The sequence below is a fragment of the Paraburkholderia sp. BL21I4N1 genome, from assembly GCF_002973525.1.
GTDB lineage: Bacteria > Pseudomonadota > Gammaproteobacteria > Burkholderiales > Burkholderiaceae > Paraburkholderia.
Window position 1 is genome coordinate 104,741 of record NZ_PVEN01000004.1, and the last position, 13,370, is coordinate 118,110.

The following is a 13,370-nucleotide window of genomic DNA, read 5'->3' on the forward strand; positions in this document are numbered from 1 at the left end:
CCGCCAAATATTGAATGAATTGCCAATCGAGTTCGCTACCAACATTACACATTCACTTGCCGCTTCGCCACAGAACGCCCACCTTCATCGACGAGTTTCTTTTCCGCGATCTTGAAGACAAGGTGTAGGATCGACCACATCAACCCAAAAATGAGAGCCGCTACCGCAAGACCGACCCACTCTCGAGCGGGGTGTGTCGTAGCAGGATCATTGAAGTTCATCAAAAGCTCGCTAAAGGGCTTCGATAACCCGGCAGCAAGAAAGAAGATCACACCCGCCGCTGCGATCATAGTTGCGAGCCAGCCGACTGCGGTCAAGAAGGGCATATTGCGCCCCGCCGACACCTCTCTCCCGACGACAGTGGCAGGAACGTACGCGACCCGCTGCGGTGCCTTGCCTCGCGTGATCAAAAATCGCGTCTCGTACTTTGCCCGTTCCCAGTCATGCTTCAACAACAGAGCGACTCGCGCCGTTACGTCATCAAGAGCGACCAATCGTTGTGTGGCAGGTGCGGTCACTATACGATCGATGTTACTGAGAATCGAGCGATCAGCTTCGTCCTGAGGGTTCAGACGAAGCTGAAACTGAAGACGCAGACGCTGAACCTCTTGAAGCTGTCCATTTCTCGTAGCCATCGTGAGCTTGTCCGCAAGTTCGCGGATATGTTCACGCCATTTTGTCCGTTCTTTCGTAACGCTGTCGACGTGGATATTGCGCGTAGCAACCCGCATGGTCGCGAATGCGCTGATAATAGCGCCGGTCGCAGCAGCCCCTAGAATCTCGGTAAGCATTTTCTGGTTTCGATATATGTGGTAAGCAAATCGATTACGTACACTATATCGACATGACGACAGTGAAACTTGAGAACCACCGATGAAGGGAGTTCGCTGGCCTCAAAAAATGCGGAGCGCATACAGCCATATTGGCGCTCTGCGTCTTTGGACGTGCGCGTTGATTGATAACGCGCCCAACGAAGGAGATTCTGGAATATCGGGGTTGCCAAATGGCAAATGCAAAAGCGAGCTTCACGGGTGAGTCCTCACGGACCCCGGATCAAAAGAGGCGCTTGGCGGCAACACTGGCATTGCTCGCCGTAACGGCACGTCGGGTACTCCGCTTTGCCGACAAGTTCGACGGATGGACTCCTACGCTTGGCGGTTGCCATCAGAACGTCGACCGCTGGGTTGAGTCGCATCCCGGTCACAAGGCTGTGCGCGGCTGGCTTGACGTGTCGTTTTTGGCGACTCCAGCCGCCAGACGATTCACCGCCCATTCCGTTGTCGCCGACGAGAACGGCGATCTCTTTGACGTGACTCTAGGTTCGTCCGACCTAGAGTGCAGTTTTATTCTGCACCCCGGCAGTGACGATGACTTCCGTTACTACGCCCTCACACCCGGAGAACACAGTTTGGAACACGCGCCGTCAGCGTAGGCCATTCACCGGCGGTTTGCTGTCTACGCCAAGGTGTGCTTAACCGCCTCTGTCAGAAAGCGCGACGGCTCGACAAATCTCTCCCCAGTCGGCGCATGGTGGTGCGGCCCGTTGAACAGATACACACGCTTGCGGGCGCGCGTCACCGCAACATAGAACAGCCGCCGCTCTTCGGCGATCCTGCCCGAACGGATCGCATGGCGCGGCGGCAACTGCTACTTACGGGCTGCCGAGCTACGACGCGCGGGCATCTCGGACTCGGCACGATTGCGCGGCGTGCCGGACCTCGCGGGATTCGCGGCAGTGCGCCGGAATACCACGCCGCCTGTTGCGGTCGCGGCGTTGCGCTGATGTTGACCATTATCCGCCACTTTCAGACGAGATGGCGGCGGTGGAGCGAACAGCGGCGCGAGCTTTGCAATGACCTGCCCGATGGCTTCGTGCAACAAGTCCGCATTGAACCAGTCAGCGTCCGGCAACTGATTGAGCTTGCGGTCAAACCGGCGGCGCTCATTCGGATCAAGCGCCCGCAACGCACGGGGAATGCCATCGTTGCGCGCATTGGCAATAAACAGGCGACCGAGCAAATCGTTAAACGGCTCGGCATCGACCGGCAGATGCAGGATACGCACATCCTTGAAGCACGACGCGAATTCGGCAATGCGCAAAACAGGAATGGCATCCTTGGGCTTGCACTTGTTACGCACTTCGAGCCGCCAGCGCTCCGGCATCTCCATTTCTTGCTTCAGCTTGCTGACCTCGATGTCCCACTTGTCGTCCGAAGCAAGCGCCGCGAGAATCCGGTTGGCACGCGGCCCCAGCTCGCGGTGCAGCACTTCGGCTGCCTTGTTGTAGATCGCAAGCCGACGGTCCGAGTTGAGCACGCCGATATAGAGCGAGCCGAGAATACCCTCACCATCGAAGTCATACATGACCTTCGCACCGCTGCGCTTGCCCTTCACGTCAACCAGAGTGCCTTGCAACGGGTTGATGTCGGTATCGATGTTGACGTGCAGCTCCGAGACGAATGCGTGCGACAGGATGCGGTGCGCGTCGTAGCCGAACAGGAAGCGGAGGAAACCAGTAAGGTTATTGATGGCTGCCTCCCCCTTGCGCAGGTACGGATTGGGGTTGAATTCGAAAGTCGCCGCCCACGGATAAGTAGCCATATTCGGCTGGCATTCGATTAGCACATACTCACCGCCGACCCGCACAGACATGCGCTGCCGAAATGCCTGGCGCTGCGACGAGCGACGATGAGTGCCACGCCGGTGCGCGAGCAACTCGAACTTTTCCTGCAAGAGGGCCGTAAAAGAATCGTCAACATTCTCAGACCGGATGCAGCACTTCAATTTGTCGATGCCGATTTCGACGATGTGGTCGAGAGGGCAAAGGGTGGATTCTTTCAGTGTGTCATTAGCCATACATGGAAACGTCCAATAGGTTGATCGGGATGACCTGGATGAAGGCGGGTTGGGAACAGGAAACCGGGCTGGCTCGATCATTTACAACATTTCGAAAATCGATCGTGCTGGCTGGTGACTACGTGCCTGTGCAGTCCGCTGTGCATTACTTCATGGAGTACATCTCTCTATGTTTAGTATTAGTTATAATAATCGCGCAATTCTCGGGGTCCGGACATGCAAAATCCCCTTGGAAACAGGGCTATTCGCTAAATGAAGGCGCATGTTCGATCCGAAACGATGCCATTTCTGGTCGACTTTCTCCGCTAGCCCATGCCGCTGCTTCTATCAGGCTGATTCGTGCTGGCACCCCTGTTTTTAAGGGTATTTTGGCGAATTCAGCGAGTTGACAGAGACTTGCACGTGGTCGACTTTCTTCGCGAGGGTGTCCGTCAACCGAAGCTAGTCGCAGAGGTGAAAAATCGATCGTTAAGGCTGCTCGCGCTGTGAAAGCGCGGCTGTTGCGTCGGAATCGGTACGCCCGGATTCTTGCGCAACAACCGCACCACTAAATTACGGCAAGGTCTTCGACGAGAGAGAGTTGGTGCAGTTAGTCATCGGCGGTGCTTTCGCAGCATGACCCGAGTCGCCAGTCTTCGGCGAGTGCGGCGTGTTTGTCGCCTCGCCCGCAACGCCAGCATCCGGAGACTTAAGCGGCCAGACTTCGTCGAGGTTGTACAAAGTCGCCCAGCGATTGCGCGAACCTTTCGGCGGTTTCATGCCCACCTCATTGTTGGGCGGAACCAGCAGATCGTCGAGCCCACGCGACACGTTCGACTTGTTGCGGCCGACGAGCGCTGCGATCTGTTCGATCTTCGCCTCCTTGTTACGCGCGCACCACGCAAAACGGATGATCGCGCGGTCCGCGATGAACGGCTCGGAGCGGTAGGTATAAGTGCCACCCGAATCGACGAACGCTTCGATCATCACGCGGCCGATGCCCAGTGCGTGATGGTCTACGAGAGACACGTTCGTGAACACGATCGCTGTCTGTGCACCCGGGCCGGGCTCGCACTTGGTGATCTCCACGAACTCTCCGGCGTACGCACGCAGCCAGCTCGTGTCCTGCTTTTTAGTGCATACCACGAAGATGACGACGAACGCGTCTGCCTGTTCCACCGCCGCGTTGAGGTGAGCAAGCACGCCGGTCGCCTCGTCGCGCTTCAAGTTTTTATATTCGACGTAAGCGACGACGCACGTCCCCGGCTTCAGGTATTCCTTCAGGATGTGTGCGCCCTCGGGACAGAACGGATCGAAACTGTTGCAGTGGCCGATCCGCGCTGTTTGGAGTTGCGCTTGGACGTCCTTGGGAGTGAAAGTCTTCACTGCCTCTGAAACGCGCGAGCCGGACGGCGACAGGATCGTGATCGCGGACACAGGAGTGACCGACAAGTCTGCGATGATGCGGTCACGAACGATGCCGTCAGCTGTGGCGGCGATCGACATCGCCAGCAAAGCCGGATCGTTCATGGTCGCGACGACCACACGCTTTGCCGACTTCATGCTCGTGCGAATCTTCGTTGCAGGTAGTTCGGCTGCCTGCACGACAACGGCGACGCCAGGTTCGCGTGCGCGGTTGGGTGCGTTCGAGTCCGAGCCCATTGCTTTCGGCGTGCTACTGGCGTGTATCGTGTCGGTTTTTTTCTGCGACGGATCGTTATAATTAGCCATGATTGGCCTCGGTCTTCAATTTCGTAATGCATTCCTCAATTTCGGCGAGAACCCAGCCACGCGCACGCTTGGAAAGCGCGACGGGACGCGGCAGCTTCCCCGCCTTGATCAATTCATAGATGGTCGTGCGACCGACAGGGTAAATGCGCTGGAGATCGGGCATACGGATGACGCGCGGAAGCGACGCTGTAGCCGTGTCCACTGGCGCAGCAGCGTCAGACGACACCGCTTCGGGGGGAAAGCTCTTCTTCATCGAAAACTCCAAGTCGTTTAACGGAACATCGTGGGACGCCTATGAACATCCAGCGTCTGAACGCAGTTTCGTTGGGCGCGTAGACTCGTAACGGAAAATTCTGGTCGCAATATAATTTTCCGATTGCGCGGAGTTATCCGAACTCACCGCAAGCCCACTTCACGATGGAGAAGGCAGCATGCCCATGAAAGACAATGTGACTACCTGGGTCGGTTCTTGGCACGAACAAAACTTCGATCTGCTGGCTCCGGATTTGCAACAGAAAATTCTCTCAGAACACGAGCGACTACGACTAGCAAGTGAAGCGGAGCAACGCGCACGCGAGGCGTCGCTGGACAGGCTGGTAGCATCGGTTGACGTCGTCACGTCAACTGCCATACCCGTCCAACACTTCTACACACTTGACCGGGCGGTCGACATCACGGCTCGATCGATTATCCATGCGCTGCACGATATACCGCCGAGTGAAGCGCACACCTCCGAATACTGGGCTGACACTCTTGCAAAACACCAAGTCCGTCTTCGCGCGTTGGTCGAGCTTGGTCGATTGGCTGTGTTCGACGTCCGTACAGCGGGTACCTGCGTGTTCGAGCACGGTCTACCCGATTGGGCAAAGTGCTCCAATCTCGGTCTCACGCGGTCCGGGGTGGTCGACTTCGCACGCTGTCAAGGTGTAGAAATCTGCGAAGTTGAGAGACCCGAGCGGGTCAGCACAAAAAAGCAAAGGACAATGCTTAAGGTGATCGCGGCGTTGATCCACTTGCGCAATCAACCCAAGAGTCATCTGGCGATTGCTAAGGAAATAGAGAATTGGACGGAGTCGATTGAGGATGGGGCAGTTACCGCAAGAACTGTGACCAGCTACATCAAGGAAATTGAAGATGCTCTCGGCCTCACGCGGCAGAAACTTGGTCTGTCCGGGCGAGAAGACGCATCGGACTGAAAGCGACACAGGCCTAGAGCTTCTAGTGATAACCGTTTCTTTGCGTGGACTGTATTAGAGGTTCTCCGCTGGAGCACTATCGTGAGCTTCGCCACTGGACAAGATGGCAAGCCGTTCGCCCAGCAATCGCCATGCGTCTTCCATTTCGTTCGCATAGTCATGTTGCAAATAGACCCGATCGAGCTTGTCGCTGCGAGCGTGATTCAGGCAGCGGTGCACGATACTTTCGGGAACGCCAAGGCTTTGCATCAGGGTTCCGCATGTGCGTCGCAAGTCATGGCACTTCCACTGCCCTCCGTCCAACGCGAGCGCATCGACACGTTCTGTCCGCCCGGGCAGCGCCTTGCCGTCAACTCGCTGACGATCGGCGATTGCCTTTCCAACGGTCTGGTTGTTAAGGGGCGCGGTGCGATCCCGATTTGACGGAAAAACCCAGTCGCCGCGCAAGTCTTCCGATAGTTTTTCGCGCCATGCCCAAAGCGCCGCAAAATGCGTTTGCGCAAAGTCCGACATTTGCACACTAAGTGCAACCCCTGACTTTGTGTTTTCCGCAGGGATGTACCAAGACTTATTATCCAGATCAACTTGCGACCACCTGGTCGCAACCGTCTCGCCTACGCGCGTTCCGATTGAAAGCATGATCCAAATCGCCGAACGGATCACAAGCGAAAGATCGGCTTTCGGCAGCAATCCAGCAAGTGCACGGATTTCATCCTCGCTCAACACTCTGTCACGCTCGTTGTCGCGAACGGGATCATAGCCGCCGCTCACGATATCTTCCGCTCGAATTGCCAAGATATCGCTACTCGCAAGCAGACGTTTCCACGGTTGGTTCTGGTCACCCCACCGAAACATCTGCTTTAGGTCGACTAACAGCGCCGTTGCCTGCCGGTTTGCGCCACCATCCGCGATTTCAGTAAGGATCGGCCTCACATCCACAGCGTACAACTGCGCAAGAAGTTTGCCGCCGATTTTGCTCTTTACGAACTTCGAGAATGTCCTAGCGACTTCCGCCCCACCGTCTTTTCGGCCACGCTTGCCCCGCTTCGTTGCGATGGTTGGGAACCACGCGTCATACAAGTCCTGCACAGTCATGGCATCAGCTCGTTGCTGCTCGCGCTGACGGCGATGCCCTTCCAATTCATCTCTAACTTTCTGCTGGTGGTCCACGCCACTTCGCGCGAGCGCGCGAATAGCGGCGGCCTCATGCCGAGCATCAGCAAGCGACAAATGAGCGGCGTTGGTGTTGGAGCCGTATCGACGTGGCAGCGTCACTGTAGTCTCCTTGCCGTCGGCCGTGTACTTGACCTGCCACGTTTTCGCCCCATCTGTCGCAACCCGCAGGCGGAGCCCGTCACCGTCCGACAAGAAGTAAGCCTTATCCTTACTTTTTGCCAACTCAATTGCCCTGACTGTAAGATTTCCCATCGCTCTATCGGTAACGGCTGTTTCGTTACCGCCATGTTACCGGATATATTCAGAATTCCGGCGAACAGCGTTGGACTCTTACGAATATAAAATTCAAACATCTTATTTAATATCAATTACTTGAGAAACTTCCCCGTATCTTGCCGAACTCTGATCGATACTGCAGAAATTGATTTGGGATCAGAGGGTCGAAGGTTCGAATCCTTTCGCTCCGACCACGAAAAAGCAACACGAAACCCGCGTAGCCTTCGGCTTCGCGGGTTTTTGCTTTTTGGGCCGCAGCTTTGCATTCGGCACATCGTCGCGCATTAAACGCGACGTTTGTTGGCGGGATGCGCGATTTCGCCGCTTCAGGTGCGTACGCCTTCATCTGAAGCGCCTACGCTCGGAACATACCTCGGCGCTTATGCAATCCACCCGGGCCATCGCCTTGCGGCCTCACCAGCCCACGTGCGACAGTGATCGACATTTGGCGCCCCCCCACGCGCCGCAACCAGAGTCAAGGAGACACTCATGGACCTGATCCTCTGGCGTCACGCCGAAGCCGAAGAATTCGCCGCCAGCGACCTCGCACGCGCGCTCACTACACGCGGCCGCAAGCAGGCGCAAAACGTCGCCAAATGGCTGCGCACCCGCCTACCCGACGACGCCTTAGTCCTCGCCAGCCCAGCCACCCGCACGATCCAAACCGCCGAGACCTTGAGCGACCAATACCGCGTAGTGCGCAAACTCGCGCCCAACTCGAGCGCCGACGACGTGCTCGACGCAGCCGGCTGGCCCAAGGGTATAGCGCAAACGGTGGTGATCGTCGGCCATCAACCGACGCTTGGCCATGTGGCCGCGCGGCTGCTCGGCAATAGCGAAGCGAGCTGGCCGCTGAAGAAAGCCGGCGTGTGGTGGATCGCGAGCCGTGAACGCGACGGCGACGATCAGGCGGTGTTGCGCGCGGCGATCACGCCCGATCTGATCTGACTCGAGCCGAGCCGAGCCGAGCCGAGCCGAGCGGAAGCGCAGCAGATGGACAGCACCTGCGGCGCGCACCGCACTACCAGCAAGAACGCACACGACAGGAGGCGGCATCGCTCGCCTCACATGCACCGCATGAAGTTCATGCACCGCGCAAACCGCCTCACCCATCTCGCATCACCCTCACAGTTCGCACGAAAACAACACTCCCCGCTCCGTCCCCGACATTACAACCCCCGCCCACACAGCTTACGGGCCGTCATCCAATCGTCATGGCATTGCCATGCGAGCGTCACCAGGCGTTACTACATTGGCGAAAAAAGAAATCTCCCTTTTTTCGACCAGGACGCCCCAATGCGAGAACTGCCGACGCCCACCCCGCCCCTGGCTTCGCTCTTCGAAACGCGCCGTCTGCCGCGCGCCGAGGAAACGGTCACCGCCCAGCATCGCCTGCAAGTCACGTGGGCCCGTAGCGACGACGAACTGCGCGAAGCGCAGCGTCTGCGCTACCGCGTGTTCGCCGAGGAAATGGGCGCACGCCTGACGGGCCCCGCCGGTCTCGACGTCGATTCGTTCGATTCGTACTGCGACCATCTGCTGGTGCGCGACCTAGACACGCTGAAAGTAGTCGGCACGTATCGCGCGCTGCCGCCGCACCAGGCGGCGCGTATCGGCCGTCTGTATGCGGAAAGCGAATTCGACGTATCGCGTCTGACCCACCTGCGCCCGAAGATGGTCGAAGTGGGCCGCTCGTGCGTGCATCCCGACTACCGCAGCGGCGCCGTCATCATGTCGCTGTGGGCCGGCCTCGCCGCCTACATGAAGCACAACGGCTACGAAACCATGCTCGGTTGCGCGAGCGTCGCGATGGTCGACGGCGGCCACTATGCGGCGAACCTGTATTGCGCGCTGCGCGACACCGCGATGACCGCACCGGAATATCACGCGTTCCCGCACACCCCGCTGCCGGTCGACGAATTGCGCACTGGCGCCGACGTCGCGCCGCCACCGCTCGTGAAGGGTTATCTGCGCCTCGGCGCGAAAATTTGCGGCGCACCGGCATGGGATCCCGACTTCAACTGCGCGGACTTTTTGACGCTGCTGCGTCTGTCGGAGATCAATGCGCGCTACGCCCGCCACTTCCTCGGCGACGCGGCATCGCGTTGAACGCAAAGGCACCGCGCGGGTAGACAAGAAAAACGATGCACGCAAAAAAGCCCGGTAATTACCGGGCTTTTTTATTCAACGCGAGCGATTGCTTCAATCGCCGGTATAAACCACGCGATACGGAATGCCGACCTTTTCCCACTCGGCGGCTTCCTGAATCAGGCTGTAATCGGTCAACGGATTGTTAGCCACCCACTCGTTCGGCAAACGCACCTCGTAGCCGCTATTGACCTGCGAAACCGCAATGCCGGGCAAACCGACATCCGCACGTCGGCGGCACAACAACGCCGCGAGTCGCAGGCAGAAAAGCAGCGGCCATTCCACTTCGCGAGTTTGCGACAACTTGCCGAGCTTGCCCGCGTGCCCCAGCACGAGTGCGGCAAGCCGCGCCTGATCGGTGCGCGAAAAGCCCGGCATATCGGCGTTGCTGGCGATATAAGCCGAATGCTTGTGATAGGCGCTATGCGAAATCGACAAACCGATTTCATGCAACGCCGCCGCCCAACTGAGGAACATGCGGTTTTCCGCGCGACGCTCTTCATCGGGTTCCACGAACTGATCGTAGAAACGCACCGCGAGTTCGCCGATGCGCCCCGCCTGTGCACGATCCACGCCATAGCGGCGCATGAAGCCTTCCGCCGTCACCGTGCGCATGTCTTCGTGCTGCGAGCGGCCCAGCAGGTCGTACAGCACGCCCAGACGCAATGCGCCGTCGGTCGTATCGACGTAATCGACGCCGAGCTCGTCGAACACCGCGATCATGATCGACAAACCGCCTGCCAGCACCGGAATACGATCGCCCTTCAACGCGACCAGCTTCAGGCGATTGACGTTCTCCGCCTTGATCAACGCGCGCTTGAGCCGTTCGAGACCACCGCGCGTAATACCGTGCGTGACGCCCGGATCGTTGAAGCCGTTCGCCTCGACCAGTTCGGCCAACGCGCGCGCCGTGCCCGACGATCCGATCGCCTGTTCCCAGCCGGTTTTCTTGTACTCGGCGGAAATGATCTGGATTTCGCGGCCCGCGGCGAGTTCGGCCTGGCGCATCGTGTATTCGTCGACGTTGCCGGCCGGGAAAAACGCGCGGCTATGGCTCACGCAGCCGATGTACAGACTCTCCATCTTGATCGGCGTGTAATGCGAGCCGATGATGAATTCCGTCGAGCCGCCGCCGATATCGACCACCAGCCGTTTGCCCGCGCTAGCCGGCACGGAGTGTGCTGCACCGGCATAAATCAGACGTGCTTCTTCACGCCCGGCGATCACTTCGATCGGAAACCCGAGTGCGGCTTGCGCCTCGCCGAGAAATTCGCCGGCGTTCTTGGCGATGCGCAGTGTATTGGTGGCGACCGCGCGAACGTGATCGGGATGAAAGTCGCGCAGGCGTTCGCCAAAGCGCTTGAGCGCGTCCCAGCCCCGCACTTGCGAGGCACGATCGAGCATCTTGTCGCGCGACAGGCCGGCTGCGAGGCGCACCGGTTCGCGCAATGCATCGACCTGATAAATCTGGCTGCCCGCGTCGGTTTCCTCGACCCGGCCCACGATCAGGCGAAAGCTGTTCGAGCCAAGGTCAACGGCGGCGAGGAGTTGGGGCGTTGTGACCATCGAGTAAGCGGACTCCATGCGCGCGAGCGCGGCGGCGGTGGACGCCGAAGTGGGCGTATGTCCACCCGATGCCTTGGGCGTCTTATGGCCGGCCGCGCTGTTCAAAGACGCCATTCTAAGCGTACCGGGCCTCACGATGTCACCTCGCAGCAATGGGGGTGCCGTATGGTCCCATATGGACTGCGTCATATTGACGACACGCGTCGATTACAGCGTAGAATTTATAACATTCAAAATGTCATAACAACGTCATCATACTGTGAGAATTTCCGAGCGTCTTTCCGCCTCTCTTCCTGACATTCCATTCTCGCTGCCGATGTCCATCCGCTACCCCCTCTTGAATCGCGAGCTGGGCATTCTGGGTTTCAACGAGCGTGTGTTGGCACAAGCCGCCGACCCTGCCGTCCCTTTGCTCGAACGCCTGCGCTTCATCTGCATCACCAGTAGCAATCTCGACGAATTTTTCGAAGTCCGCATGGCCGGACTGCAGGAACAGATGCGCGACAATCCCGGCGCACTGTCGCCGGACGGCATGTCGCTGCAACACGTGTACGACCTCGTGGTCGAGCGCGCACAGAAGCTCGTGCATCGTCAGTACACGATGCTGCACGACACGGTGCTGACCGCGCTCGAACAGGAGGGCATCTATTTTCACGGCACCGAAGCGTGGAACGAAGCGCAGACCGAATGGGCGCGCAACTACTTCTTCGACGAATTGCTGCCGGTGCTCACGCCGATCGGTCTCGATCCGGCTCATCCGTTTCCGCGCGTGCTCAACAAGAGCCTGAACTTCGTCGTCGAACTCGAAGGCAAGGACGCGTTCGGTCGTCAGGCAATGATGGGCATCGTGCAAGCACCGCGCGCGCTGCCGCGGCTCGTGCGCATGCCGCAGAATCTGTCGGGCTATCCGCACGGCTTCGTGCTGCTGAGCTCGCTGCTGCAACGTTTTGTCGGCGAGCTGTTTCCGAATCTGGTGGTGCGCAGCTGCAATCAGTTTCGCATCACGCGCAATAGCGAACTGTTCGTCGACGAAGACGAAATCACCAATCTGCGCGTCGCGTTGCAGGGCGAATTGCCGGCGCGCCATCTGGGTAATGCGGTACGGCTCGAAGTGTCGGCGGAAACGCCGTCGCATGTGGTGCGGCGTCTGCTCGACGAAAGCGATCTGTCCGATAAAGACTGCTACTACGCCGACGGCCCCGTCAATCTGGTACGACTGATGCAATTGCCGGAGATGGTGGACCGGCCCGATCTGAAATTCGTCCCGCATATTCCGGCGATTCCAGCGCAGGTCGCCAACAGCGCCAGCCTGTTCGACGTGATCGATCAGGGCGACGTGCTGCTGCATCATCCGTACGAGAGCTTTCAGCCGGTGCTGGAACTGCTGTTGCAGGCCGCCAAAGATCCGAACGTGATGGCGATCAAGCAGACCATTTACCGCACCGGCACCGACTCGCCGCTAATGGACGCGCTGATGCAAGCCGCGCGCAACGGCAAGGAAGTCACGGTGGTGGTCGAATTGCTCGCGCGCTTCGACGAGGAAACCAACATCAACTGGGCGTCGCAGCTCGAAGCGGTGGGCGCGCACGTCGTCTACGGCGTGGTGGGCCACAAGTGCCACGCGAAGATGATGCTGATCGTGCGGCGCGCGTCGTCGGGCGGCAAGACCACGCTGAAGCGTTACGTGCACCTGGGCACGGGCAACTATCATCCGCGCACGGCGCGTCTGTACACCGACTTCGGCCTGATGACCGCCGACCAGAAAATCTGCGAAGACGTGCATCACGTGTTCCAGCAATTGACCGGCATTGGCGGCGAGTTGAAGCTGCACGAGTTGTGGCAATCGCCGTTCACGCTGCATCCGAAACTGGTCGAAGCGATTCGCGCCGAAGCCGAGCATGCGCGGGCCGGCAAGAAAGCGCGCATCGTCGCGAAGATGAACGCGCTGCTCGAACCGACCGTGATCGCCGAGCTATACGAAGCGTCGCAGGCCGGCGTGAAGATCGATCTGATCGTGCGTGGCGTGTGTTCGTTGCAGCCGGGCGTGGCGGGTCTGTCGGAGAACATCACGGTGCGCTCGATCGTCGGGCGCTTTCTCGAACATCACCGCATTTTCTATTTCTACGACGGCGGCAAGGAGCAGGTTTATCTGTCGAGCGCCGACTGGATGGACCGCAACTTCTTCCGGCGCGTGGAAGTGGCGTTCCCGATCAACAATCGTCGGCTGAAGCGGCGTGTGATCGCCGAAGGTCTGTCGGCGTTCCTCGGCGACAACCAGTCCGCGTGGTTGATGCAGAGCGACGGTCACTATCGTCGCCGGCGTCCGGGCAAATCGTCGCGCAACGCGCAGATGAGTCTGCTCGGCAAGTTCTGTTCTTGATACCTGCTTCTCCGGAAATAAAAAAACCGCCTGAATTCACTCAGGCGGTTTTTTTTCGGGCC

At 58.8% G+C, this 13,370-nt stretch carries 14 protein-coding genes; 6 read left to right on the forward strand and 8 right to left on the reverse strand.

The features are described from left to right. Positions 1-44: 44 nt before the first annotated feature. Positions 45-791: a hypothetical protein gene (locus B0G83_RS12880; protein ID WP_105507810.1), complete on the reverse strand. Its 747-nt coding sequence runs from the start codon at positions 789-791 to the stop codon at positions 45-47. A gap of 212 nt (positions 792-1,003) precedes the next feature. Here B0G83_RS12880 and B0G83_RS38135 point away from each other — a divergent pair, with 212 nt between their 5' ends. Continuing rightward, positions 1,004-1,432, forward strand: a complete 429-nt coding sequence (locus B0G83_RS38135) for a hypothetical protein (protein WP_146120218.1) — start codon at positions 1,004-1,006, stop codon at positions 1,430-1,432. 23 nt (positions 1,433-1,455) lie between these two features. On the opposite strand, the gene B0G83_RS38140 is transcribed toward B0G83_RS38135, so the two are convergent. Then, complete coding sequence (locus B0G83_RS38140) at positions 1,456-1,644, reverse strand: 3'-5' exonuclease (RefSeq protein ID WP_146120219.1); 189 nt, start codon at positions 1,642-1,644, stop codon at positions 1,456-1,458. A gap of 3 nt (positions 1,645-1,647) precedes the next feature. Continuing rightward, positions 1,648-2,856 carry a hypothetical protein gene (locus B0G83_RS12885; protein ID WP_146120220.1) on the reverse strand — a complete coding sequence of 403 codons (1,209 nt, stop codon included), beginning with the start codon at positions 2,854-2,856 and terminating at the stop codon, positions 1,648-1,650. 2 nt (positions 2,857-2,858) lie between these two features. On the opposite strand from B0G83_RS12885, the gene B0G83_RS38145 reads away from it, so the two are divergent. Then, the gene (locus B0G83_RS38145; RefSeq protein ID WP_146120221.1) at positions 2,859-3,245 is read left to right on the forward strand and encodes a hypothetical protein; all 387 of its coding nucleotides are present in this window, start codon (positions 2,859-2,861) and stop codon (positions 3,243-3,245) included. Positions 3,246-3,408: 163 nt separating this feature from the next. Here the strand turns inward: B0G83_RS38145 and B0G83_RS12890 are convergent, their stop codons facing one another. Together B0G83_RS12890 and B0G83_RS12895 are read right to left on the reverse strand one after the other, a co-directional pair. After that, positions 3,409-4,497 carry a hypothetical protein gene (locus B0G83_RS12890; protein WP_146120222.1) on the reverse strand — a complete coding sequence of 363 codons (1,089 nt, stop codon included), beginning with the start codon at positions 4,495-4,497 and terminating at the stop codon, positions 3,409-3,411. 61 nt (positions 4,498-4,558) lie between these two features. Further along, on the reverse strand, positions 4,559-4,819 hold the full coding sequence (locus B0G83_RS12895) for an AlpA family transcriptional regulator (RefSeq protein ID WP_105507813.1): 261 nt from the start codon (positions 4,817-4,819) through the stop codon (positions 4,559-4,561). A 178-nt stretch (positions 4,820-4,997) separates the two neighbouring features. On the opposite strand from B0G83_RS12895, the gene B0G83_RS12900 reads away from it, so the two are divergent. Further along, on the forward strand, positions 4,998-5,762 hold the full coding sequence (locus B0G83_RS12900; RefSeq protein ID WP_105507814.1) for a hypothetical protein: 765 nt from the start codon (positions 4,998-5,000) through the stop codon (positions 5,760-5,762). Between the two features lie 54 nt (positions 5,763-5,816). Here the strand turns inward: B0G83_RS12900 and B0G83_RS12905 are convergent, their stop codons facing one another. Next, on the reverse strand, positions 5,817-7,190 hold the full coding sequence (locus B0G83_RS12905; RefSeq protein WP_105507815.1) for a site-specific integrase: 1,374 nt from the start codon (positions 7,188-7,190) through the stop codon (positions 5,817-5,819). Positions 7,191-7,302: 112 nt separating this feature from the next. Further along, entirely contained in the window at positions 7,303-7,560 is a 258-nt protein-coding gene (locus tag B0G83_RS38150) for a hypothetical protein (RefSeq protein ID WP_146120223.1), read from the reverse strand. A gap of 143 nt (positions 7,561-7,703) precedes the next feature. Between B0G83_RS38150 and sixA the strand changes: the two genes are divergently transcribed. Continuing rightward, positions 7,704-8,162 (forward strand): phosphohistidine phosphatase SixA, encoded by a 459-nt coding sequence (gene sixA, locus B0G83_RS12910; RefSeq protein ID WP_105507816.1) that lies wholly within the window; start codon positions 7,704-7,706, stop codon positions 8,160-8,162. A gap of 348 nt (positions 8,163-8,510) precedes the next feature. After that, positions 8,511-9,323 carry a GNAT family N-acetyltransferase gene (locus tag B0G83_RS12915; protein WP_105507817.1) on the forward strand — a complete coding sequence of 271 codons (813 nt, stop codon included), beginning with the start codon at positions 8,511-8,513 and terminating at the stop codon, positions 9,321-9,323. A gap of 93 nt (positions 9,324-9,416) precedes the next feature. Here B0G83_RS12915 and ppx read toward each other — a convergent pair whose 3' ends face one another. Beyond that, on the reverse strand, positions 9,417-11,042 hold the full coding sequence (gene ppx / locus B0G83_RS12920) for an exopolyphosphatase (RefSeq protein WP_105507818.1): 1,626 nt from the start codon (positions 11,040-11,042) through the stop codon (positions 9,417-9,419). Between the two features lie 202 nt (positions 11,043-11,244). Here ppx and ppk1 point away from each other — a divergent pair, with 202 nt between their 5' ends. Continuing rightward, positions 11,245-13,308 (forward strand): polyphosphate kinase 1, encoded by a 2,064-nt coding sequence (ppk1, locus tag B0G83_RS12925; RefSeq protein ID WP_105507819.1) that lies wholly within the window; start codon positions 11,245-11,247, stop codon positions 13,306-13,308. Positions 13,309-13,370 lie beyond the last annotated feature (62 nt).